At 37.7% G+C, this 26,553-nt stretch carries 27 protein-coding genes; 3 read left to right on the top strand and 24 right to left on the bottom strand.

Annotated features, from left to right (window positions below; translation table 11 throughout):
• Nucleotides 1-74: 74 nt before the first annotated feature.
• From H7992_RS06155 to H7992_RS06135, 5 genes are all read right to left on the bottom strand, one after another.
• A complete protein-coding gene (locus H7992_RS06155; RefSeq protein WP_187046960.1) occupies nucleotides 75-815 on the bottom strand; it encodes a thermonuclease family protein in 741 nt (246 codons plus the stop codon).
• Between the two features lie 112 nt (nucleotides 816-927).
• Complete coding sequence (locus H7992_RS06150; RefSeq protein WP_370569968.1) at nucleotides 928-2,967, bottom strand: catalase; 2,040 nt, start codon at nucleotides 2,965-2,967, stop codon at nucleotides 928-930.
• A gap of 74 nt (nucleotides 2,968-3,041) precedes the next feature.
• Nucleotides 3,042-3,404, bottom strand: a complete 363-nt coding sequence (locus H7992_RS06145) for a fluoride efflux transporter FluC (RefSeq protein ID WP_187046958.1) — start codon at nucleotides 3,402-3,404, stop codon at nucleotides 3,042-3,044.
• Nucleotides 3,401-3,778 (bottom strand): fluoride efflux transporter FluC, encoded by a 378-nt coding sequence (locus tag H7992_RS06140; RefSeq protein ID WP_187046957.1) that lies wholly within the window; start codon nucleotides 3,776-3,778, stop codon nucleotides 3,401-3,403. Before H7992_RS06140 ends, H7992_RS06145 begins: the two co-directional genes overlap by 4 nt.
• On the bottom strand, nucleotides 3,775-5,931 hold the full coding sequence (locus H7992_RS06135; protein WP_187046956.1) for an ATP-dependent helicase: 2,157 nt from the start codon (nucleotides 5,929-5,931) through the stop codon (nucleotides 3,775-3,777). The genes H7992_RS06140 and H7992_RS06135 overlap by 4 nt, the downstream gene beginning before the upstream one ends.
• Nucleotides 5,932-6,364: 433 nt before the next feature.
• Here H7992_RS06135 and H7992_RS06130 point away from each other — a divergent pair, with 433 nt between their 5' ends.
• Nucleotides 6,365-6,898, top strand: a complete 534-nt coding sequence (locus tag H7992_RS06130) for an ATP-binding protein (protein ID WP_187047802.1) — start codon at nucleotides 6,365-6,367, stop codon at nucleotides 6,896-6,898.
• 721 nt (nucleotides 6,899-7,619) lie between these two features.
• Here H7992_RS06130 and H7992_RS06125 read toward each other — a convergent pair.
• The 12 genes from H7992_RS06125 to H7992_RS06070 form a co-directional block, all read right to left on the bottom strand.
• Entirely contained in the window at nucleotides 7,620-8,222 is a 603-nt protein-coding gene (locus H7992_RS06125) for a hypothetical protein (RefSeq protein WP_187046955.1), read from the bottom strand.
• A 274-nt stretch (nucleotides 8,223-8,496) separates the two neighbouring features.
• Complete coding sequence (locus H7992_RS06120) at nucleotides 8,497-8,958, bottom strand: VanZ family protein (RefSeq protein ID WP_187046954.1); 462 nt, start codon at nucleotides 8,956-8,958, stop codon at nucleotides 8,497-8,499.
• Between the two features lie 1,647 nt (nucleotides 8,959-10,605).
• A complete protein-coding gene (locus tag H7992_RS06115; RefSeq protein ID WP_187046953.1) occupies nucleotides 10,606-11,469 on the bottom strand; it encodes a CPBP family intramembrane glutamic endopeptidase in 864 nt (287 codons plus the stop codon).
• A 59-nt stretch (nucleotides 11,470-11,528) separates the two neighbouring features.
• Nucleotides 11,529-12,062, bottom strand: a complete 534-nt coding sequence (locus H7992_RS06110) for a hypothetical protein (protein ID WP_067206568.1) — start codon at nucleotides 12,060-12,062, stop codon at nucleotides 11,529-11,531.
• A gap of 201 nt (nucleotides 12,063-12,263) precedes the next feature.
• Nucleotides 12,264-12,647 carry a hypothetical protein gene (locus H7992_RS06105; RefSeq protein WP_187046952.1) on the bottom strand — a complete coding sequence of 128 codons (384 nt, stop codon included), beginning with the start codon at nucleotides 12,645-12,647 and terminating at the stop codon, nucleotides 12,264-12,266.
• 123 nt (nucleotides 12,648-12,770) lie between these two features.
• Nucleotides 12,771-13,076 (bottom strand): hypothetical protein, encoded by a 306-nt coding sequence (locus H7992_RS06100; RefSeq protein ID WP_187046951.1) that lies wholly within the window; start codon nucleotides 13,074-13,076, stop codon nucleotides 12,771-12,773.
• Nucleotides 13,077-13,220: 144 nt separating this feature from the next.
• Entirely contained in the window at nucleotides 13,221-13,661 is a 441-nt protein-coding gene (locus H7992_RS06095) for a terpene synthase (RefSeq protein ID WP_067206560.1), read from the bottom strand.
• A 110-nt stretch (nucleotides 13,662-13,771) separates the two neighbouring features.
• Nucleotides 13,772-14,341 carry a hypothetical protein gene (locus tag H7992_RS06090; protein WP_067206558.1) on the bottom strand — a complete coding sequence of 190 codons (570 nt, stop codon included), beginning with the start codon at nucleotides 14,339-14,341 and terminating at the stop codon, nucleotides 13,772-13,774.
• Between the two features lie 481 nt (nucleotides 14,342-14,822).
• Nucleotides 14,823-15,392, bottom strand: a complete 570-nt coding sequence (locus H7992_RS06085; protein ID WP_187046950.1) for a nucleotidyltransferase domain-containing protein — start codon at nucleotides 15,390-15,392, stop codon at nucleotides 14,823-14,825.
• A gap of 475 nt (nucleotides 15,393-15,867) precedes the next feature.
• Nucleotides 15,868-16,158: a hypothetical protein gene (locus H7992_RS06080; RefSeq protein ID WP_187046949.1), complete on the bottom strand. Its 291-nt coding sequence runs from the start codon at nucleotides 16,156-16,158 to the stop codon at nucleotides 15,868-15,870.
• A 356-nt stretch (nucleotides 16,159-16,514) separates the two neighbouring features.
• The gene (locus tag H7992_RS06075; protein ID WP_187046948.1) at nucleotides 16,515-16,850 is read right to left on the bottom strand and encodes a hypothetical protein; all 336 of its coding nucleotides are present in this window, start codon (nucleotides 16,848-16,850) and stop codon (nucleotides 16,515-16,517) included.
• Between the two features lie 716 nt (nucleotides 16,851-17,566).
• A complete protein-coding gene (locus H7992_RS06070; RefSeq protein ID WP_067206551.1) occupies nucleotides 17,567-17,755 on the bottom strand; it encodes a tumor necrosis factor receptor family protein in 189 nt (62 codons plus the stop codon).
• 553 nt (nucleotides 17,756-18,308) lie between these two features.
• Between H7992_RS06070 and H7992_RS06065 the strand changes: the two genes are divergently transcribed.
• Nucleotides 18,309-18,845: a hypothetical protein gene (locus tag H7992_RS06065; protein ID WP_067206548.1), complete on the top strand. Its 537-nt coding sequence runs from the start codon at nucleotides 18,309-18,311 to the stop codon at nucleotides 18,843-18,845.
• Nucleotides 18,846-19,130: 285 nt separating this feature from the next.
• On the opposite strand, the gene H7992_RS06060 is transcribed toward H7992_RS06065, so the two are convergent.
• The 7 genes from H7992_RS06060 to H7992_RS06030 form a co-directional block, all read right to left on the bottom strand.
• Complete coding sequence (locus H7992_RS06060; RefSeq protein WP_187046947.1) at nucleotides 19,131-19,679, bottom strand: GNAT family N-acetyltransferase; 549 nt, start codon at nucleotides 19,677-19,679, stop codon at nucleotides 19,131-19,133.
• A complete protein-coding gene (locus tag H7992_RS06055; protein WP_187046946.1) occupies nucleotides 19,676-20,263 on the bottom strand; it encodes an AAA family ATPase in 588 nt (195 codons plus the stop codon). Before H7992_RS06055 ends, H7992_RS06060 begins: the two co-directional genes overlap by 4 nt.
• Entirely contained in the window at nucleotides 20,260-20,787 is a 528-nt protein-coding gene (gene lepB / locus H7992_RS06050) for a signal peptidase I (RefSeq protein ID WP_187046945.1), read from the bottom strand. The genes H7992_RS06055 and lepB overlap by 4 nt, the downstream gene beginning before the upstream one ends.
• Before the next feature lie 377 nt (nucleotides 20,788-21,164).
• Nucleotides 21,165-21,602 carry a YusW family protein gene (locus H7992_RS06045; RefSeq protein ID WP_187046944.1) on the bottom strand — a complete coding sequence of 146 codons (438 nt, stop codon included), beginning with the start codon at nucleotides 21,600-21,602 and terminating at the stop codon, nucleotides 21,165-21,167.
• 697 nt (nucleotides 21,603-22,299) lie between these two features.
• A complete protein-coding gene (locus H7992_RS06040) occupies nucleotides 22,300-24,300 on the bottom strand; it encodes a methyl-accepting chemotaxis protein (protein WP_187046943.1) in 2,001 nt (666 codons plus the stop codon).
• Nucleotides 24,301-24,484: 184 nt separating this feature from the next.
• On the bottom strand, nucleotides 24,485-25,078 hold the full coding sequence (locus tag H7992_RS06035) for a histidine phosphatase family protein (RefSeq protein ID WP_335339517.1): 594 nt from the start codon (nucleotides 25,076-25,078) through the stop codon (nucleotides 24,485-24,487).
• Between the two features lie 42 nt (nucleotides 25,079-25,120).
• Nucleotides 25,121-25,909: an alpha/beta hydrolase gene (locus H7992_RS06030; RefSeq protein ID WP_067206522.1), complete on the bottom strand. Its 789-nt coding sequence runs from the start codon at nucleotides 25,907-25,909 to the stop codon at nucleotides 25,121-25,123.
• A 119-nt stretch (nucleotides 25,910-26,028) separates the two neighbouring features.
• Between H7992_RS06030 and H7992_RS06025 the strand changes: the two genes are divergently transcribed.
• Nucleotides 26,029-26,541: a gamma carbonic anhydrase gene (locus H7992_RS06025; RefSeq protein WP_187046942.1), complete on the top strand. Its 513-nt coding sequence runs from the start codon at nucleotides 26,029-26,031 to the stop codon at nucleotides 26,539-26,541.
• Nucleotides 26,542-26,553 lie beyond the last annotated feature (12 nt).

The raw sequence follows: 26,553 nt of genomic DNA, 5'->3' as shown, positions 1-26,553 counted from the left end.
TTGCTGTGCCTATCATCTTTCCCCGTTTACAAAAAACGAGAAGTTAAGTATAGTTCTATCTTTTCCATCGAATATTAACGCTCGCACGCATTACCATCTTTATTGCCATCCATTTTTTCTGAGTAAGCAGGATGCCCTTTTTTCACGCCATTCGGATACTTCTGACGTAGTTCCGTACAGTTTTTAAACGCTTCTTTAGTACCGGATACTGGTTGTGTTTCAGGTTTCTTTTCTACATACGTTTCGCTGTCAAATCCGCGATCAGTCGCATAATCTTCAAGCGTCCAGATGCCAATTCCCGCTTTTTTGGCCTTCTCTTCTGCTTTCTTAAAAGCGTCTAGATGTCGTGTATTTGGCGGATAAACGTACCCCACTCGGGCTAGCCCTTCTTCCAACAGTTTTTCCTGAACACTCACACCATCAATATAAATATAAGCAAGCAATCTATCATATTTATCTGTTTTCCCACCGACATCGAATTCGATTTCTAATTTCCCGCTGTTCATCAGCTCACGATTACGCTCTTTCGCTTTCTCACCGAATGGCTGCTTTTTAAGGCGCGGATGATTCGTTTCCGGAGTATCAATGAGTAAATACCGGACATTCTGTTCTTTACCTTCATACATAATTTTAATCGTATCGCCGTCAATCGTTTTCACAAGCTCCACCGGGATTAAACCGGCTCGGCTCGGTTCTGCTTCTTGTTCAGGAAAGAAAATATTGTACACAATCAACGCGAGTAAGACGACACCGATACTCACAATGCCTGCTGGTTTTTTCAGTAAGGTGCTAGTATTCTTTTTGTTTTGTTTCATGTATCCGTCATCCTTTTACTAGTTCATTAGTTATAACATTCTTATGTTACCAGTTCTGCAACCAAATGAAAACAGCCGCCACCTAAGTGACGACCGCTTCACTTTCAATCCATCAAAAGATTTTACGTTCCCAATGCCTGTGCTCAGCGACCGCGGCGATAAACTCGCTGTTGAAATCTGCTACGTCAGACAGTACGATGCCTGGACCTTCTTCTGCATCTGAAGCCTCGAAGAAAGGCTTGCCGGTTGTGGCGATACCGATTGGTTTATAGTGTTGAAAAGCTTCGTTGATAAAATTGACGATATCTTTCTTAAGTTTCCTTGGATTATCCGCCTCGCCTCCGACGACGTATAGCCCATCATACAAAACGGAATGGATAGTGAGGAATGTTTCCGTCACTTCGACTGCCAGTTTATCTTCACCATAAACGAAACCGAACTTCTCGCCGATGATATCCACAGTCATTCCTGCGTCTACGCAGGCTTTGACAACCGCTTCCACTTCGCCGCCATTGAATTTTTCACCAATGAGAATGGCGATTTTTCGTGTAGCCGGCGATTTCACCGTTAATTCCTGACTAAGGGCTGGTGACGATTCGGTCACGTCCGATTCCTTGCCCTCGGGATGATTGACCCCCACCGCTTCAGCAATAGCGGTTGCCAAGCCTTTATCGACATTGACAAACATATCCACGACTTGCTGTTTGACATTCTTATCTTTCACTTTACCGACTTCAAAACTGAACGCATCGACAATATGCTTTTTCTCGGGCAATGTCATACTGTTCCAGAAAAGACGTGCTTGCGAGAAATGGTCACTGAAAGAATTACTGCGTGCTTGAATTTTGCGTCCTTCCACTTTCTCCTGATAGTGGACGAAACCGCCTTCTTCTTCGGTAGATGTTGTCGGTGTATTGTTTGCCAATGAATTTTTATGATAGCTGACCTGCCCCACATTGATTGCCTGTCTGCCATAGCCATCACGCTGATTGTTATGGATTGGACACACTGGACGGTTAATCGGCAACTCATGGAAGTTCGGTCCGCCAAGGCGAATGAGTTGCGTATCCGTATATGAAAACAAGCGACCTTGCAGCAATGGATCATTTGAGAAATCAATCCCGGGAACAACACTTCCCGGATGGAATGCGACTTGTTCCGTTTCCGCAAATACATTATCGACATTGCGGTTCAACGTCATTTTCCCAATGATTTTGACGGGTACTTTCTCTTCCGGCCATAGCTTGGTCGGATCCAGGATATCAAAATCAAACATGAATTCATCTTTTTCCTCAATCAATTGGACGCCGAATTCAAATTCGACGAAGTCCCCTTTTTCAATGGACTCCCAAAGGTCCCGGCGATGAAAATCAGGATCTTTCCCGGCGATTTTCTGCGCTTCATCCCAAACGAGGGAGTGAACGCCGAGTTTCGGTTTCCAATGGAATTTCACAAAATGCGCTTTCCCTTCAGCGTTCACCAAACGGTATGTATGAACCCCGAATCCTTCCATCATCCTGAAACTCCGAGGAATCGCGCGATCGGACATATGCCACATGATCATATGCGCAGACTCCTGGTTACTTACAACGAAATCCCAAAAAGTATCATGTGCAGAAGCCGCCTGCGGCATTTCCTTATGCGGTTCAGGTTTTACGGCATGGATAAGATCCGGGAATTTGATGGCATCCTGGATGAAGAAAACTGGCATATTATTACCCACTAAATCATAGTTTCCTTCTTCGGTATAGAATTTCACCGCAAATCCGCGTACATCGCGTACTGTTTCTGCCGATCCCTTGCTGCCGGCTACGGTGGAAATCCGTGTGAATACCGGTGTTTTCGAACCGGGTTCCTGCAGGAAAGCCGCTTTCGTATAGTCTTTCATCGATTCATATAATTCGAATTTACCGTGGGCCGCGTAGCCTCTAGCGTGAACGACTCTTTCAGGAATCCGTTCATGGTCAAAATGGGTCATCTTCTCACGGAAATGGAAGTCCTCCATCAATGTCGGACCACGCAATCCTGCTTTCAAGGAATGTTCGTCCTCTGACACGTTAAGTCCTTGGTTCGTCGTCATCTTTTTACCCGCATCATGTGAACGGTACGTCTCTAACTGCCTATTCTTTTCATCATTATGTTTGTTGTCCAATGTCGTTTCCTCCATTCGGAATTTTAGTAGTCTACTACTCTATTCCCAAATGTACTCAACTCAAACGGACAAATTTAGTAAACACTGCTTCCCGCCAGGTAGCCTAGAAATGCAAGGCCGATTCCCGATATATATATAAGCAGAAGATAGAGTACCGCATTCCTTTTCCTACCGTTTTCCCAAATGATTAACAGCTCTTTATTCATCGTGGAAAAGGTCGTCAGCGCCCCTGAGAAACCGGAGGCAAACAGCAGAGTCGCCCATAAAGGTAGTTCCAGCCCGAAAACGACTCCAATCATTAGGGACCCTGCCAGATTGACGAGCAATGTTCCAGCTGGTAACCCATCCTGCTCATTCATCTTTGCTGAAATAAAATAACGAATGACTGCACCGGAAAAGCCTCCGATTCCAATCATCAATAAATCCACGAAAGTCATGTACGAACCTTCTTCCTGCCTAGATGAAAGCCGAGCGCCCCGGCAGTAAGTCCGCCGATTATACTAAGAATGATATACAATCCAGCCAAGAGAATTTGACCTTTTTCCATCAGTAATATAGTCTCCATGCTTAACGCTGAAAACGTTGTAAAAGAACCTAGAAAACCCGTCGTTACGATATCTTGCAATTGTTTATCCGCTGCTAGTTTGCGAAAAGCTCCTGCTACTATAAAACATAGCAAAAACGTTCCCACAATATTTACACCTAGCGTCGAAAAGGGAAATCCTGAATCGTTGGAAACGACATGGCCAATCGCCACGCGTATAATTGCTCCTGCCGCTCCTGCCAATCCAATCCATAAGAGCTTTTTCATAGGGCAACTTTCTCAAGTAACCTAAGGGAAAGAACCGTTTCAAGATCAAGCCTTTTCTCGATTTTACCAAATTGGATATGAATTTCATCACCATCACGCCGTGTGACTTCACCCTGCCCGAATACACGGTGTTTGACCGCTGTTCCAACCGCTAGCTCGTCACTATCTTGAATACCATCAGGATTTAGTGCAATCGACGCTTTCCTAATCTTCACTGGCTTCTGCTCTTTGTTCGCTTCACCCGGTTTCAAAAGAAGGCCCCTTACTTCATTCAGAAACCTAGAATCTTCTTTTGGCTTCCCTTCGTCCTGACCATATGACAGCAATTCAAGTCGGTTTTTCGCACGTGTCATCCCGACGTAGAAGAGCCTACGCGCTTCTTCCAACATCGCTACATCACTCTCATCTTCCTCTGATGGAATAACCCCTTTTAGTAAATCAATCATGAACACACGCCGGAACTCAAGCCCTTTCGCACTGTGAAATGTCGATAACGTCACCGCATTTTCAGGTGCATTGAATTTCGCATTTTTTACTGCCTGTTCAAGTTCTTTCAAACGCGTCGCAAATTCCACCATCGTTCGGAGTTGTGATGCAATTCCTTCAAGTGTATCTAAAATGCTAAGCAGGCTTTCAAAACGGAATCCAAACTTTTCAGCTCTACTTTTAAGCGCCGCCTCATACCCAAAATCATTCCGAATCAGTTGAATCACTCGTTCCGGACGCATCTCTGGAATCACAGCGTATCCTTTTTTATAGTCAGCTAACTTTTTGACTTGACTGTCTTTCATTTCAACCGTTTGAATAAATGCATCGAATACATTCCCCGTTGTTGCAGTATTTTCAAACTGGGTGAGCATGTTTCGTGAAATAAAGGCATTCATTTTCATGATGATCTTCGCAAATATATCTTTCCGTTCCATATTAAAACTAAGACGCATAAAGTTCAAAATATCCTCGACAATCCAATGTGTGAAAAACTTGTCATCTGCATCCTTCATATAAAATGGGATACCTCGCCTGTGTAGTTCGCTCACGAACATCGTTGACGATGAATTGTTCCTGAACAAAATAGCAACCTCATTCAAATTCTTCTCGTTTAACAGCTCATATGTTACGTATTCTAATTGTTGTTTCGGGCTAGTAAGCTGTTTAATATAGATCGGCTCGACCTTGCCGTTTTCTGTATGCATGTCTTTCGGATAGCGCTTTTTGTTCCGTTTGATGAACTTCGAAGACATCTCCACAATTTCTTTTGACGAACGGTAATTACGCTCCATCATCAGCACTTGAGCATCCGGATAGACACTCTTGAAATCAAGAAGATAATCCGGCTCCGCCCCTCGCCACGTATAGATCGACTGGTCATCATCAGCAACCACACAAAGATTGCCGTGATGCGCCACAAGATGCTCCACAATTTTATGTTGAACAAGGGACGTGTCCTGGCTTTCGTCGGTTAGGAGGTAGTCGTAGAGGTTTCGAAAGTGCTCGCTAAGTTGTTCCTCTTCTCGAAGTGCCTGTTCCGCAATTGTCAGCATATCATCGAAATCAAGAAGCAGGTGACCACTTGTACGCGTCTTGTACTGCTCGTATTTCCTGGCAATGCGTCCTGCCTTATCAACAGGCCCTTCAAGCTCCTCCCATTTCCCAAGTGGGATCATGCGGTTTTTAATCCCACTGATGAATGTCGAAAGAGACGACAGTTCGTCATCAGTGCAATCCTCTTTCAATACGTCTTTATATATGCCTTTCAATAAAAATGCCTTATTGATAGACTGACGCCCTGTCTTACTTCCTTCAATCAGCTCGTATGTTGTACCTATTTTCTCTAAGTAGCTACGCGCAATCATAAATGCCAAACTATGGATTGTGGAAAAGTCCACGCGGGCACTGTGCGGGAAAAACCTTGTGAAACGCTCCGTCATATCGCGCGCAGATGCCCGGCTAAATGTAATTGCTTTAATACGCTTCGGATTGACGTTTTTTTCTTCAATCAAATATCCGATTCGCATGATCATTGTCGTCGTTTTCCCTGATCCAGGGCATGCTAAAAGCAAAAGCGGGCCATCTGTTTGCAGCACTGCTTTCTTTTGCACTTCATTCAAATCTATATTCAATTCTTTCTTTTTTCGTTCAAAAAAATCATTCATTTTACCGTAACTCCTTTTACTTACACTGTACTTAATTTACCATACGAACGCCTATTTGTAGAGGAATCAAACATCATTCATATCAAAAAACCTCCCCTGAGTAAGCAAAGGTGACGGTTACCTTAATTTAGTCGAATATAACCGCGAAGGACAAAACTAAACAGAACCAAGGTACTAAATTTACATATGCACACTTCTTCACTTTCAAAACCTCACATATTGTCTTGTTTCATTTCAATATTAATTATAGTGTTTAACTTCTTTTGTTTGGATGAAAATGTATGCAGAACAATTCTACGACTGGGAAAATTTGAAGATAACATCAAATACTTACCTATTACCACCGTTAGTTGAATAAGGGAGTTTTACTAAAGATGAATTTTATCTGTATAATCAAAAATAATGAAATGGCCTATTAGAGGAGGAAATTCTTATTACAAAAATACATATATTTGGTGCTGCTGGTTCTGGAACTTCGACACTCGGAACTGCGTTATCACAGGCACTTCCTTATACTCTTCTTGATACAGACGACTATTTTTGGTTAACTAAGTTCACAGAACAAAGACCAATACCTGAAAGAACAAAAATGCTAAAGCATGACTTAACAATATATCAAAACTGTATTCTTTCGGGGGCAATATGTGGTTGGGGTGACGAATTTAAAGCCCATTTTGACTTGGTTATATTTTTGCAGCTTCCCCAAAATATAAGACTTGAGAGATTGCAACAAAGGGAATTTCAAAGGTATGGGAATGAAATATTGGATGGTGGTAGTAAATACGACGAATCCAAGGCTTTTTTGAAGTGGGCTTCCTTATATGATGAAGCAGGAATGGAAGTCAGAAGTAAAATGTTACACGTACATTGGATGTCGGACTTAGTTTGCCCGATATTGAGAATAGAAGGTGACGATACGGTAAAAGAGCGAGTGAATATAGTCCTCAATTATTTAAGTTCAAACTGAAAAAATTATTGTGCTATCGGATTAGTTGAGCAAAATGGCCAATCCTTTTATCAGATTTTGTCACATCATAACAGTGTCGTGATTTTTAAGTTATGACACCAGCAATAGATAAAAAAGTCTCCCTTTCTAAATAAAAGTGAGACTTTTCGCAAATCTAACATATTTGTATTGTGATAGTTTTGCAATTTTCCCAAGCATACTTTTATACATTTACTGTTCTAATGCGAGTTTGGATGCTGCATACACCCGAAGTGTTCAGGGAAAAGTAATCGGTGAATGTGAATCATATAACGAACGTTCGGAATTCATTGGAGAGCGTGATGTGATGAGTTAAAGAAAAAAGCGTCACTTTTTTTAGTTGTTGGTTTCTTTTTTTGATTGAGTAAATAAATTCCAGATAAAATTAAAACAAAAGTGAAAATGGCTATTAAAATGTTGGCCATTAAAACCGACATGTGGTTTTTAAAATCAAATACTATATGTATTAATAAAAATATTGCTGATAGAACTATGCTAAGTATAGATAATTTCCGCATATGAAAACTCCTTTTTTCAGTAATTTTACGTTTCACTTTTATGTATTTTTAATTTCAAAAAAACCCCAATAACTAATGTATATACTATTTACTACTGGTTGACGTAATACCCCTTTACGGAAGTATTCTTACCCTTTAATTCAAAGAAAAGGCTGCCAATTCTCGTTTAACTAAACCAGCACTCGTTACTTTAAGTGATATGTTTCACAAACTTCTTTTCTCCTGCGTTCCATGGATTTAGAGTATCCAAAACAATCTCTAAATAACTTCCTGCCAATATATTTTTTGAAATCATTGTTTCTATATCTGTAATATTCGTTCCAATAGCTAATCATTCTATTGTAACTTTTGCAAAACAGCACAATATTTTCAAGACAAAATCTCTTAATCCGTTCTGTATCCTGTTCTTTTAAAGTATCATAAGTCATTTCTATTATCTCTACGACATATTCATCACATATTTTTACGATATAAGGAATAGCCCAATCTTCATAATCCATCTGAAGCAACGAAGAGATATGCTTTTGACGAACAAATCCGTCACAACTTCTTGAATAAATACAATGCAAAATCATTTTTTGTCGTAGACTTAAATTGTCTATAACTTCATCTAAACTATCAATATAGTATATGCGATAAGGAAACCTAATCATGGTATCATCTAGAAAGTATTGAATAGTATCCTGGGACACACCACTAGTGACATTTTCATAATTTTCATGAGGAATCATTCCAACCGCTGTGGCCACATCATCTCTCAAATAATTTGGAAATCCATCTTGAAACATTCAATCACATCCTAGCTTCGCTTAATCCTACATTTGCTTTTATCCCATTATATCCATATGTCTAATAGTCAAAATCATTATACCAATAGAAATTAGGATCGCAATTACAAATTGATTAAATGTAATCTTTTTAAATTCATCTGTTCTTTTCTTACCGGATAAAGCCATTATAAACACAATAACCCACGTCACCATTAGTCAATAAGAAAAAGCCGCCGTGAAAGGCAGCCGACTCTTCACTAAAGCCCCAGATAGTTGAAGAATAATTACAGTTCTATTTAAGTAGTTTCTGAACAAACTTTGTTCTCCAAATTCCAACCCCTATTAAAGCACCAGGCATATTTAGGATGAAATCATCAACGTCGAAACTACCCTTTCTTGTAACTAATTGCATTACCTCAATAATAAATAATAATACAATCATTGAAATAGAAAATACCATTACTTTGTTTGTTTTCTTTATGAAAAATGGTAAATAAATACCCATTGGTAAAAACAAAATAAAATTACCAAAAAGGTTTTTGATAGGGATATCCAAATTTATACTTCTATCAAGTATTGCTTGAAAATATGTATTTATAGTTTTAAATGGAACGAAATTTGAAGAGTTTTTCATATACTCTAAGAATGGTAGGTCATACCTATAACCCCTAAAACCTAAGAATAATATAAACACCAATACCAATAAGTAAAATATAAAACTTATACTAAATACAATCTTAATTTCTTTCTTCATTTTCTCCCCCTGCACTTGCTGTTATTCATAAGGTACTTTTTTTACTTTACACCATTTAGCCCGTCGTTGGATGGTATATGAGTTTCCTCATGTTCTAACTTTAAACCTTTTGGAAAGTCCGTCAGTTCCTTTATAACGGAACTATTCTCACCATGTCTAGCTTTTCAGCCGCTCGGCATACCTTTTCCTTAGGAATGTCTTTAGCCTTTGTTCTGTCGACTTCATCTGGCTTCAGAACTTCTAACCTATCAGTAATAATGCAAGCAGAAGTATTAACGCGATGGTTTTAGGTAACTTGGTTCCTTCATTCCTACCCTCCATTGTAAAGTTGAGATTTTAAATCACAGAATCTCCTGTCTTTCACGCTGTTTTCATTTATAACAGAACTTATCGCGCGTACCCAGTTAGCTTAAGAAGATAGAGATTATGATTAGATAAACGTGTGTTGCAATAATTACAGTTAACACAACTAAACCGAACCACGCTATCAATTTCCAATTACCCTTCGAATTCAAATAGAACGCGACATATAAAACTATCGCCAGCACTGCGATAGGCAAGTGATAGAACCATACTCCACCAAGTTGCAGAAATATTGTCATTGGGTAGCTTAAAAGTAAAGCTACTATGCCTCCCAATATATATCTAAGTGCTTCAGTGTTAAAAAATTTACGACTTACTTTATAGCTCAGGAAACCACCAATAGCACTGATAAACACCACTAACAAACACATATAAAGAATGGTTAGATAGGTCACAGTCACTCCCCTTTTCAATCCCATATTACCATAATTGTTCATACGTTTTGTTAAGCTAACCTGCCCCGTTAGCACAATAAGAAAAGAATTACTGTTGTTACACTAGTCGAGTAGAAGAGAACCTCTCTACCTTGCGGTAGATTGTGTTCCTCCCCCCTCACAGAACCGTGCTTGCGCTATTTACGCACACGGCTCCTCCTAGTCACCATTCACAAAATATAGCTAATCTCTTTCGCTCAGATTTTGCTAATTCTGCTATCCTTACTAGTTTTGTTTCCATTTAGTATCCCTACCTCTGTGTGTAGTAAATGTGTCCCTAGTAAGGGTGATAACTTGGTAGCAGCCTTTCCTCCATCGGCATTACCCAACTTCATTGGTACTACGCTGCTATCCGACTCCCTACAACGGCATTTGGCTTCCTTACTTATTATCGCTTGTACACCATACTCTTCTATAAGAAGAAAAGACCGGTAGGGCCTCCAGAGTTGCCGTATCATATCAATGTGTGACGTGCCAAGGTCTCTGACTCCAGAGAGGTTTTATCCTTCTTGCCTTTAACGATGGATAAAATGTAGCTTTCTGCTGTGCTTAAGGCATCAGCCCTCTCGATTCACTAACATTATGGAGCTCAATCCCTTCAACCATTTGGCTTTCGGCCCGCCACCTAACTGTCTACGCTTAAAGGCTACTGTTACCAGTAGTCCTCCAAGACTCGCTACGAGTGAATGGCTAGTTCTTTCTCGACGGGAATCCCACCCTCTATATGATACGACCTAGGCTCGGCCGCACAAGCACCTCGTTAGTTTAATAAGAACAGAGACGCTTATTAAACAATCGCGCCCGATTGTAGTAGATTTGTTATTCTAAAGTATTTTTTATTAAATCCTAATCACAAAGAGCGGTTACGTCTTATTTTTCTTTTATCATTTAATATTAAAACTGATAACACCACGACACTAAGTATTACAATAAACAAAAATGATAAGTATAGCGACATGAAGCCTTCAAACGTCTCATCAAACTCTAAAAGCGCAACACCTGATTCATATATACCTCCCAGAGAAATATATCTAGCTACTTCAAGGTAAACCAAATGGAATATTATATTCATCCATAGTGAACCGGTATATGCTCTATAAAGCTGTAGAGCAATTCCAAAAGCGAAGAGTAATATAAAATAATCTATAGTTATTGCAAATGGCTTATCAAAGAATATTGATTCCATCGCCATCACTGTTATCGGTACACAAATAAAGATTAACGGTTGCAAAATTAACGAAGTAAAAAAGCGGAACTTTTTTTGCAACTCTTCAAATATTAAACCACGTATAAAGACTTCTTCTGGAAATGCTTCGTATATAAATGCTGTTATTGTATTGATTAAAACGGAAATTACAGCACTTGTTGTCAAGTTCATACTGAGATTTTCAATCCCGCCGAATAAATAGGCCGTTAAAATACCTACTCCAAGTAAGATAAAAGGCAATGCAATTCCAATAGCCATCTTAGATGATGAATTTACACCTTTTAGGCCGATACTTTTAAACGATTCGGGACTTTTTCTCTTCAGTATATAGAGTACAATGAGCGTTAATCCAGTAAAAATCCCCCCTTGTAGAAGCATGGCTACTTTTCGTTCAATATCGTGAGTTTCTATTAAATATCGTCCGACATTACCCGATACAAAGAGAAATACCGATACTAGTAGAAAATACAAAAGCAATCGACTAATCCTAAACTTCGATGAATCCAATTGGTTGCTCCTTTATATTAAGACTTAAGGTTATACATGAGTACCTAGTTATGTCCGCATTAATCAAACAATATATTTTCAACGAATTCGGATTCATTCTTATAAATTTTATACATAAAGTACATCAAAATAGTAACAGCAAAAAGTAAAGTTGATTCGTAAATATTGTCTTCAGTGAGTATAGTTGTTTTAAGCGTGAACTCATTTGCTTTGATAGTAGCGATATGAATTTGGTCTATTTTCACTTCTATCTCGCTGCTCCAATTTTCTTCAATACGTATGTCTTGTTCATCAATTTTTCCTACAACACAAAAGTAGAGTAGGCTATTCCCTGGCTTATCTTTCAAAAAATAGGTCTTCTCTTCTGTTTCAATGATATATGTAGCAACAAGTAAGTTTTTGATATTTCGTTTTTTAATCCCTATCTTAATTTCGGATCCTTTGTGAGCAGTAAATGACACTACACTTCTCTTTTCACATCCTGTAATATCTGCTTTTTCAATGGTTCCAACACTCTCTTTCTCCCTGTTTTCCACTTGAATAGCATTCTTTTTTTTCATGTATCTCACATCATTGAATTGATATTTTTTCATTTATATCCCACCTTTCTTAGTGGCTTATTCATGGTTATACATTTTTTATATTCCTCACTCTTATATTTATTACGATTTAAGCAAAATTAAGTTTCAAATACATAGTTATTCTATAATTTGGCCCGTTTGCTTTATATGGTTTCCTTAAGGGCAGCCAGCTCGCCTTAAGGCAATTTATTCAACAATCGCGCCCGATTGTTGTTACTTTGCATTCTTCATACTTTTTATCGTTCTCCCGTATCCAAGTGCTAGCAAGAGCATGGCTGTATATATTATCGTACCGCTCATGGTGAATAGCGCTGATGATTTATAACTAATCGGTGGATAGCCGCTATGCGCGTTATAATGCCATTCTGCACCAGCAAACACTGACTGGATAATGAATAACGTAATTCCGAACAATGCTAAAGCCAATACAGCCTTTTTTTGAAAGACCATCTTAGCTAAGTTGTCTTTAAAAACAAATAGAAAGGTTGATTGTCCTTTATGCACTTTTCTACTTTCCTTCTTAGCAGATGGAACTAAAAAGAAAATAAACATTCCGCTGTAAATCAGTGGCAGGATAGTAACTTCAGAAATGCTCATCAAAAAAACTCCTTTACCTTTTGAACGTTTTTGACTCGAAATAAGATTCGTCAATCTGGCCCAATTGCGATATAGACGAAATCGCTTATAAAGCAATCGCACCAGTTAGTGCAATAAGCGACATTAAAATAAATCACCCAGACTTACTACTATTCCAATAAGTGAAAGGGCGAACACTAACAATATCAATAAAATTATAATAGGGGCTATCTTCTTCAGAAAGCCTTCTTCTTTGTTTTTAAACGCCAAATAGCTAAGTATCAGACTAAGAACACCCGCGATAATGAAAGTGAAAAATAATATTTTTAGAAGTACAACCATCGAGCCTTCAGGCTCTTGTGGTGCAATTGCATAAGAAGTAGAAGTAAAAATAGTTATTGCACAAATAATACTTAATATGGCAGACCACTTGCTATATTTTTTGTTCATTGTGTTCTCCCTACTTTTTCAAATCATACCATTTATTGGATTTTGGCATCATAATTAATATGAAAGTTTGTTCAACTAACCTGCCCCGTTAGTTCAACAAGAAAAAAGAGTTACCTAAGTAACCCATTTTTAACTAAATTGACATTATTCTTGAGATAAATTTAACCAATTTTTTTCATCAATTGATTGGATCTTATACTTTGAACCAACTATATCTAACATTCTTTGATGAGTTTTAATATCCCACGAATCATCCACATGTTCATATAAGTCTTTCTGTATAAATTCTTGAGTAATATAGTTTGTAACAGAACTAATGTCAACTAATTCTCCAAAAAACTGTCTTAACATCATCGAATCTTCTTTTTCTAAAGGTTCATCTGACAAGAAATAAATTTTGAATACATTAACAATTATATTTATATCTTCGTCATCTAAAAAACAAAGTGGCTCTAACTTTTTATCTTCTTCTGTAAATGGTCCTCTAGTATCTTCAATAATGACATAAGCCAACATTTTATTGTCTTTAAAGAAACGAAAAATTTCTAAATCTCGTAATCTTAGTTTTCTATCGATTGAAATCATTTTTTTCACCTATTCAAATATGAATTTATAACCCGCAGTTATATCTGTACATATTCTTAATCTAAACAAATTTTCCTTCTGAAACAAGAAAAAAGAGATGCATATTAAAGTTACTTAATTAGTATTTTAATCTCATTTTTATGTTCTTTTACAAATTCATTCAAAAAGTCATTGGCTTTTTTATTGTATACCTCTAACCCATCTTCGTTGTATGCGTCTGGTTCACCAAACATTTCTTGCGTATAAGCATCTATATAAGCAATTTGTTCACTCCTGATTTCTACGTACTTCTTATAATATTCTTTAGGTTCCATACCTAACTTTTGAGCTTGCATTTCGATAAAATCAATCATAGATTTTCCGAATGGATCTTCTTTATCTCTAAGAGGTAGCAACATCATTGTTTCCTCTTGTAGATCTTTGTTATCGGAAACATCCAAATTCATTCTTTTAGCTTCTTGCAGAATTAATTCGATTTTTACAGTTCCCTCAATACTTTCCAACACCTCTTCATCTGGATACAAAAATCTTAATTCACCTATCGTAATTTCTTTGTCTTTGACAATAGCTGCAATATCATTGTCATTAAAATCTTTTATACTACTTTGAACACTTGAACTGCATCCCATCAGTGAGATAATTAAAGACAAAGAAATTATAAAAAGAGAAATTCTTTTCAAAAAAACACCTCCATAATATAAATCCTACCACCTGTAATACGTTTTATAATGCAAAATGTTTCAAATTTTCTCTCGAACGAACCTGCCCCATTAGCCATACATGAAGCGCAAAATCAGCGCTACACCATAGGGGATGAAAATGTGTACAGTACGGGTATTGGATATTACGGCTGGGAGAGGAAGGTCGATTAACTATGGTGCCATAGAGCCCATCCGTTAGTCTGACTCCAACGACCACGGTGCATCATAAACTGTCGCACTCTATACGAGTAGCACTCATGGGAGATTCATCCTACTCTGGTTATTGCACCAGCCTGCCTTTATTTTATGAAGAATGGAGTTGGTTTCTGATTAACTTTAAACTTAATATAATCATTTTGAAGGCTCAGCCTTTTTTCAAAAAACTTTTTCTGTGTTTTTTTGTTATGCGGTTTTATAGATTTAGAGCGTTTTTTAATTTTCATGGGAGTTTAACTAGACGTTATGTTAAATAATGAAGCCATTTATGTTCCGGTTCGTGCAATTGTATAGCATACTGAAGCCATTTTTTTCTCTCGTCATCTAAACATTCTAATATCGCCATAAAGTCTTGTTGGTCTTTTTCTCTTGTGTTTTTCACTTTATATAAAAGCACAATTTCTGGATTTAGATAGGGAATGCCTGTATCAGAATAACTCCAAACTGACTTAAGTGGATAGGAAATCGTTAAATCCCTTCTGAATTTCCAATCATAATCCTTTGTTTCATTTAGAAGAACTTCTAATTTGTCTCCATTTGAATTATTCAAAGTATGTATTTCGTGAATAGGTAACTCTAAAAACTCATTTCCCCAAGTATAGAGCTTACCTTTAATAACCTTTTTAAAATCCCAATCTTTAAGGTATTCCTTCAGGTTTAATTGGTCTTTTCGAAATAAGGCAATCTCTATATCTTGATGCTGTCTTGTTTCCCTACCGATAAATAGGTCAATTGCCCAACCTCCTGCAATAAACCACGTTTTGTTAAATCCTGACATTAAAGAAGTAATTCTTTGGCATTGTTCAAATGACATACAAAATCCCTCCAGACTAAACAACTAATATCTTTTTCTATTTTGAATAACCTCTATACTGAAACCTTGTTTAACTAACCTGCCCCTTTAGCCATACATGAAGCGCAAAATCAGCGCTACACCACAGAGGATGAAAATGTGTACAGTACGGGTATTGGATATTACGGCTGGGAGAGGAAGGTCGATTAACTATGGTGCCATAGAGCCCATCCGTTAGTCTGACTCCAACGACCACGGTGCATCATAAACTGTCGCACTCTATACGAGTAGCACTCATGGGAGATTAATCCTACTCTGGTTATTGCACCAGTCTGCCTTTATTTTATGAAGAATGGAGTTGGTTTCTGATTAACTTTAAACTTAATATAATCATTTTGAAGGCTCAGCCTTTTTTCAAAAAACTTTTTCTGAATTTTTTTGTTATGCGGTTTTATAGATTTAGAGCGTTTTTAAATTTTCATGGGAGTTTAATGATTTATACAGGAACGTCCGTTTCTTTCTTCTTGAATATGCCTATTAATAGTATAATTAGTCCTATGATGAAACCAATCGTAAACAGTATAATAATTGTTACTGGTATTGCCCATATATTCCTAATAATTAAGCCATAGGTTAAACCAATCTGAAAAGATAATAATGGTGAGATTACCAGCATAAAAGTGATTCCCCAAACAATGTATTTCCTTTTCTTTGACTTACCTTCGCTTAGATGATAAGCAGCAAGTGCTCCTATGAATGCAAATACATACCCTACAAAAAGCACCATTTTATCATCCCCTTCTTTATTTTAATTTCACAATATCTCTTATCTCACTAAACTGCCAGTTAGTTCAACAAGGAATTCGATCGCTGAACAGCCTTGTATAACCATGCACACGAGGTTAACAAAACGTCAATTCTCGGCAGGTAATTATACTTCATAACCCTATAAACTCTCAGTTTCCCCCTGCGGTCCTTCGTTTTTTGTATGCATCCAATTTTATACATCGTTGAGTTAACAGGATTTCCGCTGAACGCCAGGTCCGTTTAAATCTATAGTTATGTAAATTTAACTAAACAACAAGAAAATAGAATACCTCCCAAAATCCTGTATACTAACAACCATCCCAATGAATTTTTGTTTCATTTTATATTAATATCAAAAACATAAGTTGCTTTTCCTTTGTTCCATTCTACGATAACTTCATAAATATAATATCCCTCTTCCGATGGAAGGATTATTTCATTATCTTTAAGTTCAACAACATCACTTGTTTCATCTTCGTTCCATTGTTTTAGGATGATAGATGAAGGGTTTTCTTCAATTTCAATTTTTAATTTACCACCTTTTTCAACTTGTAATGTATTGAATCCAACTGCTAAGTCATTTATATCTGAACTACTAATTTTTCTAAATTTCACGTCAGTATCTAGCCATTCGAACTCACCTATCATCATTATATAATCGTGAGTACCCACAATAACTTTGCCTTCTGCTTGCTTATAAGTATTGTTTGAAGATATTCAATTACAACCAGCTATAATAATAACTGTTAACATTAACAGCATTGTTTTTTTCATTATCATATTCTCCTTTTAATCTCTAAAATTGCATTTTTTATTCATTTGGAATATGTTAACATATTTATATATTATAGCATGCGTATTGATTAATCAGACTACAAAAATCCAGTGTCACTTTCCAACTAATTTGTCATCTTTTTGGCAGGTGATAAGGCTAAGGTTTATATTGCGTATAACGTCTGCAAACACTTCCCGATAATCTTCCTTTTAGTCAAATAAAAAAGAACAGGTAACTTTCACCCATTCTCTGCTGCAATTTCATCAATTCATCTATCATAAAAAACACTCACCTAAACACATCACCAAATAAAGGGATAACAATAAACATCCCGCTTACTAAACCAAAGATAAAAATTATTGAATAAGTAACGTACTTTTTTTCCTATATTACTCCTTCTCTAAAGGAGTTAGTTCGCTATCTTCGAAACATTATTGAAGAACGCGCAAGACAACAAGTAATCTGTTCCATAATCTAGACGCTGTACTTTTTTTAAAAGAAATGAGCTGCGTTTAATTTTCATGAGAGTTCAATAAGAAAAGCTACCCTTACAGGCAGCTACTTGTTCAACTAAAGCTTTCATTAGTTGAAGTATTTATGAGGTTTCCTTAATTTAAAACGGTCCAATTTGTTGATCAATCCGTCCCACTTCTCGTAGAGTATCGTTTACAGCTGAATTCTGATTTAATGACTTTTCCTGTTCATGAAAACTATATTTCCTTTTAGTCAAAAAATCCACAAGATAGACGCCTACAATTAAAGTTACAAAGAACCCCCAGAAAATCCACATTATCCAATGCATTACATTACCTCCCCTTTTTAATATATACGTAGCGTTCGGCTAAAAGTTACATTTACTATAAAATGACAAACCTACCCGTAAGTAAAAATGGCACGTACCCCAACGAATGCAACACCAATCACAAGAACAATAGAACCTATCAATAATTTAGATTTGATGTCATTTTTCCCTATTTCAATTTATACAAAGTATACCATTAATGTGTAATAATGCGATGTGCAAGACTGGCTGGTTTTAAATGCTTGACCGATACAGCAAAATATTGCTTCAGTTGATTTGTATCCAGCAATTCCATCTCACCATCATTAAAATAACCAATTAGTAGCAAAGACTGTAACTACGGGGGATAAGGACTCCGGGATGTAATTGTTGGTGATAGTATAAGACATATCTCTTTCCCCCCCTTATCTTCTCTTCGATATTTCTATTTGACTTGGTTAGGTATAACCGAATTGATTTTTTGGTATATTCTCGTTATTCGGTAGTCTTTGTAAGAGAAGACAATGAGTATGCCCTTATTGGGAATAACTAGTATTTTTAAGGGAGTGAAAAAATGAAAAAGATTTATATTGCTTTATTAAGCTTAGCCTCCATCGTTATATTTCTTTTTATAATGAAGTTTTTTGGATGGACTATTGTGGTCAATAGAACTAGTATTGATAAATGGCTTTTATTGATCGCTGTCTTTTCTTTTCCTTCTGCAATTTACATAATTTCAGTTAAAAAAGATGTAAATATACGGGCAGCAGATACATTATCATTTTTTGTAATAATCATTGTAACAACTTGTTGTTTTAGGGCGTTTTTACTACCGTCTTATTATTATGCGTATGTAGAAAGTAATGATATTCTTTCAAAACCATACTTTATCTCTGAAAAGAGGAATTCACAAACACCACAAAAAAGTTCTGATATTTTTTATACCAAGTACATTATATATAAATCTATTACCCCCGTTCTCTTTAAAAAAGAATCAAAAGTAGTGGAGGAACGTGGCATAATTCGCTTGAAGGAAAATAAAGTGAAAACGGTTGAAATAGATGGAAAAATCTATATTACAACCGGCAAAGGTTTATTGCCTATTAAGTAGCAGAGGACGCAAGTTATAAAACATACTAAGATCAGTAGTGCAGACCAAGGCAATGGTTAGTACTACTGATCTTTGTATGTTTTCTTATTTTGCAATGGAGTTAACTACTTACGTTAAGGAGGGGTTGTTAACTAAGGTGCATGCAGCATACACACTTGAAAAGGTCTATTTTTTGTAAGAGAAATAGACCTTTCTTAATTTAATGATTTTCAATTAAAGCTACTCGTAAGTCTGAATCCATTTTTCAGTGGTCTCAAAATTATATGCAGAGTACTTGGGGTGTCGTTACTGATTTATCTTCCATTCAGTGTGCAAAATTGAAAATATCAACGCATCGTGGGAATGCCCATTTTGGAATAAATAACTTCTTAACTTTCCTTCTGCCAAGAATCCATTCTTCTCTAACAGTCCGATAGATGCACTATTTGCAGGAAATGTGACTGCCCCCATACGGTGCAGCCCAAGTTCATCAAATGAATAATCCAAAACCGCTTGTAATGCTTCAGAGGTAATACCGCTTCTCCAAAAGTCCGGATGTATTTCAAATCCAACTTCCGCTTTTTTCATGCCAAGTGCCAAGTTATTCAATCCAATTGTGCCTACAAACTGGTTCCCGTCTTTTAGCGTAATCGCCCAGCGCACTCCTCTTTTTGTTTCATAAGTACTTTTGAAATGCTCAATAATTTTTTCCGCCTGAGCCAACTCGTACATCGGGTCCATCCCATAATACTTAACTACTTGTGGATTTGAAAAAATGGTGAATAGTGCAGGCGCATGACCTGATTCCACTTTAGTCAATCGAAGTCGCGGCGTATTTAAAACTGGAAATGTCATACTAGCCCCTCTTTCACTTCATTTTCAACTATATCTGCCAAAGCTAATGGATTGCATTGTTCTATATACTTTTCTTCCGCGGGGAAATACCGTTGATCGTACTTTAAAGCGATTTCTTTCTTATTCCCCATATAGATGTCCCTATCTGTAATCCTTTTTAACCTCGTCTCTTGATCCAACTCTAGATAGACGACTATTTCAAAATACGGTCTCAATTCAGGACGTTGTAGAAAAACCCCTTCAACGATTACTGTTGTTCCCGCGGGGATTTCAATTTCCCGCAGTATATAACTGTCAGTTTCTCTGTTATACACTTCGATTGTCTCATTCACATCCAAACCACTTTTCAATGGTAGCAGTAATTTTTGTATTAAATAATCATACCGCCATTGTAAATGATAATAGCAATACCATTCTTCATAATTCTCGTTATAACGGACTTCCTTTTTGTGTACAAAATCATCAAGGTGCAAGATCACTGAGCCCTCTAACTGTTGCTGCAATTTATAGGCATACATCGTTTTTCCCGATCCGCCAAGACCGTCAATTCCAATGAGCATGGAACATTTAGAGTGATTTTTCATTTTGGTATTCCCATTTCACGAAATGGATAGAACCTGAACTTCACTGAACCAATAACTGATTTTTCATCGATGAAACCGATGATTCTACTATCTGTACTGTTTCTTCGATTATCTCCAAGCACGTATAAATAGCCTTCAGGTACTTCCACTTTAAAGTCTTGTGTTAACTTCTGGCCTTCGAAAATCCCAGCTTTATTCTCTTGCACATAGTCCTCTTCATATTCCACGCCATTTATATAAAGCTTGTCGTTGTTCATGACGACGACATCTCCCGGAAGACCAATTACCCGCTTAATGAAATTGTCCTCTGAATCCGGAGCATGGAAAACAATCATGTCAAAACGAGCAATCTTATACACTTTTGAGATGACGATTTTATTATCATTTTCAAAAGTCGGCTGCATCGATTGACCCGATACGACGACTGGTGTAAATAAAAATTGGCGAATGACGATTGCAATGACGAATGCAATTGCTACTGATTGTATCCACGAAATGAGCTCACTTTTGCCGCCTTCTTTCATACAATACCCCCGTCTACTATATAATTCATATTATTTACCATATAACGTTACTATGCGTTTATAGACTACTATGCTCTATATTCTATTCTTTATGATAAATTCCTGCCCAACTTAAAAGATTCTTATTATAACAATCGCGCTTCGTTCACCACAATGTTAGGTAAGTGAAAAAAATGCCTTCGTCAATTCAATAAAACTTAATCATTCATCTCTTTAATTCCGTGTTACTTTTCCACTTATAACGGTCGTAAAATTATTGGATAGGCAAAGTAACTAGTTGTATATGATAAAAACAAAAAGCACTGAACTTTTGAGGTTCGGCGCTTTGAATATTGCGTACTATTTACCCCGAAAACTAGAATTCTCCCGGTAGTTTATTATTTCATATCCGAAAATTCTTGCTCACTTCCATCTGTGAATTCAATTTCCAGATCAAACTCCGCGTAATCTTCTGCACCAAATGCTTTGGACACCTTTTCTATTACTTCTTCTCTCGACATGTCTGTTGTTAAACCTAGCTCTTTAAAAATCGGTTGCAATTCACTATAAGCTTTATCTCCTGATAGCTTAATGTTATTTAATTTGTTCTTGTATTCTGCTTCGGTTTCGGACATATCCAAGTCAAATGAAGCTTCAATTGCATCTCTCTTCTTGACTGTATCTATATCTAAGTCAAATGAACGGAAACCGAACTCGCTCTGAATTTCCTCATTCGTAGGAGCGTTCTTTACTATCTCTTTATCGGTACACGCACCTAATATAAGTGCCGTCGATAATAGTGCTGTAGCGTATAACGAAAGTTTTTTAGTGTTCAAAAGATAATTCCCCTTTTCAATGTATTATCCATGCTTCATAATTCATCTTTTCAAGTAAGTTCACCTATCACGTTGAGACGAATTATCCACTGATTAGTAGGGTACATGAACAAACGGTGTTGAAAGGATCAATAAGAATACATATATAACCTAGCATTCTCAGAAACTGTCTTACAATGTTCGACAGAAAAACTGATACTTATACATAAATATAGCATACCTTATCCTGTCGGTACCATTATGGACCCAAAAATATACATCGTTTGAAATAGAGGTCGCCTGCTATTTAGTGATAGTCATTGAAGGCATCCAAAAAAGTTAAAAATAATATCTGCACTACATATTAAGATTAACAAGGTGGTATACCTCACCAGTTTTACGAACGAATTTAGCGAATGAGCAACAAGTGTGAGACGAAGTAGAGGGATGCAGTTCAATCCCTCCTCAGCAATCTACTATCGGGCTTATTGCGTGAGACCATAACAAAGCGACAAAGCGTTGTTGGAAGAATCTTCTATTCGTTAAGCGCCGACTGTATAGTACAAAGATTATAGTAGCAAAACCATTAAGTATTTTACCGATTCCGTTATACCGCCTACTAGTAAAGCGGCTCCGTCCAAAGACAGAACCGCAAGATGATTAAGATTAATTTTAACTCTAAACAAAAACCTTCCAATTTCCCGGCAGCTAATTGTTATTAAACTTTGAAATGGCTCATGGCGGTGTGCAGATTGTCACTTAACCCCGCCAATGTATCCGCGGCTTGTGCTACCTCACGGATTGCCCGAAGCTGCTCGTCCGTCGATGCACTAATTTCTTCACTTGCCGCAGCTGTTTCTTCAGCTGTCGCCGCCATAGTTTCAATTGTCTCCATAACCGTCTCCTTATGTTCAACGACCTTATTTACTTCGTCATAGACACTGCTGATGGACTGTTCAAGCTTATTCATGAGTTTGGAAATGTCTCCGAACGTCATTTGTGTAGCCAGCACGACTTTTCCTTGTTCCTCAAATGTCTCCCCCGTTTCCCTCATTTGCCTCGAAACTTGGTGGGAGCCATTTTGAAGTTCTTGAACGGTCGCTTTTACTTCATCTGTTGCTCGTGCAGATTGTTCAGCTAGTTTCCTCACTTCATCAGCAACGACCGCAAAGCCTTTACCGTGTTCGCCAGCACGTGCTGCCTCAATGCTCGCATTAAGCGCCAACAAGTTCGTCTGCGTGGAAATTTGAGTTATCGTTTCCATGACAATTCCGATTGCTCCAACTTTCGTTTCCAAATCTCCAACGACATCCGCCATCGATTGCAGATTTGTCTTCCAGCCATCGAACGACAATTGTAGCTGATTGACTTGGCTGACTCCACTTTTGTTGACCTCTTCAGCTTCTATTGCAATGCCTGTCATAATGCTCGCTTTTTCTTGAATCCCTATTAGTTGTTCGCTTAAATAGCCAACTGTTTGCGTCACATCTTCTGTATCATGTGCGGATTTCGTTGCACCTGATGCGATATCATCGATAGCCCCCGCCATCTGCTCACTAACGGCATTCGTCTCTTCTGCGGATGCACTTAAGCTTTCTGCCGCTAAACGAACTTCATCGACAGAAAGGTTAACCAATGTAATAACATCACGAACTTTTGAAGTCATAGCATTAAAATTGTTTGCAAGTTGACCAAATTCATCCTTCGATTTCACATCCGCGTATGCGTTAAGGTTTCCTTCCGTCACCTTATCCATTGCTGTACGAATTTCACCGAGAGGACTAACAATTCTTGATATTAAGAACCAAAGAACAACAATCATTACTATTCCTGCTAATATGAAAGTTATGATGATTAAGTTCCTAGTTTGACTAACTGAACCATCAATTGCATCTTGATTGAACGCGGCACCAACTGTCCAACCGAAATGCGGGACTTCGGTAAAAACGCCGACCATTTCATTCTTATCTTCATTGTATTGTCCGATTCCCTTAGTTTTTTCTTCGTTAAATAATGCCGTTAAATAAGATAAATCCGCCAATTCCTCTTTGTCTGTTAGTAAATGAGGGTGAACGATTGCCCCATCATTTCTATCAAATAAGAATGGGTAGCCTCCAAATCCAAATTCACTTTTGGATACACTATCAGTAATATTTCCCAAACTAATGTCTACCCCAATAACACCAACAAGTGAATTGTTTCGTTTCATCGCTTTAGATGCCGTAATAACATATCCACCTGACGCTGCATCGACATATGGATCCGACCATACAACTTTGTCTGGTTGGTCGCTAGCTGCTGTATACCATACGCGGCTAGTCGGATCAAATCCATCGATAACGAGATGGGGAACAAATTTGGTATATTTGTTTTCGAATCCAAAATACATTAAATCCGTATCCGTCATTTGTCCCATATAATCATTAAAGACCTTTTCGATGCCTCGACTTAATTCGCTATCACTTCCAGTGCCATACTGCGTCTCTATAAATGATGTGACTTCCGGATTTTCGGTAAGCAAATATAGCGTTTTTTCATATTGCAACATACTGTTTTCAATCGATCGACTCATCTCCTGCACGGCAACTTCACTTTGATTTATAAGTACATTTTCCGTTTGCTTTTGCATTTGAAGATTAACGAACAAGTTTACTACCGTAAGGATAATGAAAAATAACGCTATTACACTGACAATAATTTTTGCTTTAATCGATTTCATTTCACTTACCTCCTTCTACTTTGATTCGACATACTTCACTCATAAATTCTGACCTCATTAGACTATATTTTTGATTATAGTCTAATAGTCACTAGAATGATAGAATATTTTAAATAATATAATGTATTTCGACTTATTAAATATACGCAAAATAAAAAACGCCATTCTCTGGCGTTTTAAATGCTTACTTAATACGTTGTAAATGTTTCGTACAATTAAACAGCTCGCATAGGTTTCGATCTTCTTGCAGTTTAATAATAGTGACTGATGTGTTTTCCAGATCCATAGCTAAATCCTTGTAAGGGACAAGCTCTTTTATCAATCGACCAATAAATCCTCCATGACTGACGACTAAGATTCGTTTATCTGGATGCAATTCTTTTATTTCCTCTATGAAATTAAGTCCGCGTGAAATAATTTCTTCCTGCGGTTCGAAACCGAGTTCCAGCTGTCTCCATGAGTGCCCCCATTTTTTTACTCGCTCCATTTCCGTCAATCCTTCAACCAGGCCACCCCCTGATTCCCGCAAGCGATTGTCCGATAAGAGACGGATATCAGGCATACTGTCCGCGATGATTTCAGCTGTTTTTGCAGCACGAATTAAAGGACTTGTGTAGATGACATCCCATTGTTCACCAGAAAGTCTTTGAGCTACACCGTGTGCCATCTCAATTCCTTCATCATCAAGTGGGACATCAGTACTTCCTTGTGCCCTTCCTTCTTTATTCCACGCGGTAACGCCATGGCGTACAAACCCAATTATCGTAATCGTAAACACCTCCCTCTTCACATTTACTCACAAACCATTTCCAAGTATTCCCTATACGACATACCCTAGCGACCTTAGAACATTATTCATAAATGATTCCGTATATAAGTATACTTCCTCGCGCTCTGGTTCCTGATAAACGTCATGGTACAGCCGTTTCCATTGCTTATATTGAAACTCAGAAAGTTCCTGTCGGATAAACCATTTCTTAGCAAGCACTATGTCTGTTATTTTATCCTCTTCCGCAATATGCATAAGCACTGGGATATCATGAACACTTCTTTCACTCTGCGCAACCAATTTCATGAATGATTGTAACTCTTTATACCAGGCTACGGTGAATTCATCGTTATAAAAGTCATCTTGCTTAGCTTCTTCATATAAATCACTATTGCGTGTTAACATCTCAATGTCAATTTCATGATTCAATTTCATGGATGACGAGAATTTTGTCAATACGTTCGAAAATTTAGGTGGCTGATGACGCAATGCTAGCCATGGGGAACTAAAAACAGCCCCTGCGCATTCAATTTTCTTTCGCTGTAAAAGACGCATTACGAAGGTGGCACCTATTCCATGTCCAATAATGAACAAAGGTAAATTATCATCGAGACCGACCGCTATTAATTTTTCCACAAATTTAGCGTAGGCATCAAATTGTTCATCGTGAATTTTTCCGACACCTTCCGCCCCGTGTCCAGGTAAATCTCCTGTCACGACATGAAAACCGCTGTTTCTTAGTTTCTGAATAAGCCATGCATTTCTACTATGATGTTCGTACACATTATGGACGATGGCCACGACAGCTTTTGGCGGCCCTTCCGCTTCCCATTTCCACATGGTCATCTTCCCCTCATCTATCTAGTTCTTTTATCTATATATTTCCCTATTTATCTACAATAAAAACCTAATCTTTGTTACGATAATTATACACTACCTAAAGAAAAGAGGAGAGCATCATGATTTATCCTTATAAAGGAAAAACGCCTGTAATTGATCCGTCCGTTTTCATTGGCGACTTCACGACGATTTCAGGTGATGTGACAATTGGTCCTGAATCGACAATTTGGTTTAATACCGTAATCCGGGGTGACGTATCTCCAACAATTATTGGACGTAAAGTAAATATTCAAGACTTATGCTGCCTTCATCAAAGCCCAAAGTTTCCGCTTATTCTTGAAGATGAGGTGACAATTGGGCACCAAGTAACGTTACATAGTTGTACGGTAAAAAAAGGAGCGCTTATCGGTATGGGTTCCATTGTTTTGGACGGTGCTGAAATTGGCGAAGGGGCATTCATTGGCGCAGGCAGTCTCGTGCCGCCTGGTAAGAAGATTCCCCCGAATACGCTAGCACTCGGGTCGCCAGCAAAAGTCGTGCGTGAGCTGAATGACGACGATCGTGCGGACATGGAACGGATTGTTCAGGAGTATGCCGAAAAAGGGCAGTATTACAAGAATTTACAACAGTAATAAAAGAGCTGC

Source organism: Sporosarcina sp. resist (genome assembly GCF_014302295.1).
Lineage (GTDB): Bacteria > Bacillota > Bacilli > Bacillales_A > Planococcaceae > Sporosarcina > Sporosarcina psychrophila.
The sequence above is the reverse complement of the archived record's forward strand: the minus strand, read 5'-3'. Positions and strand labels throughout refer to the sequence as shown.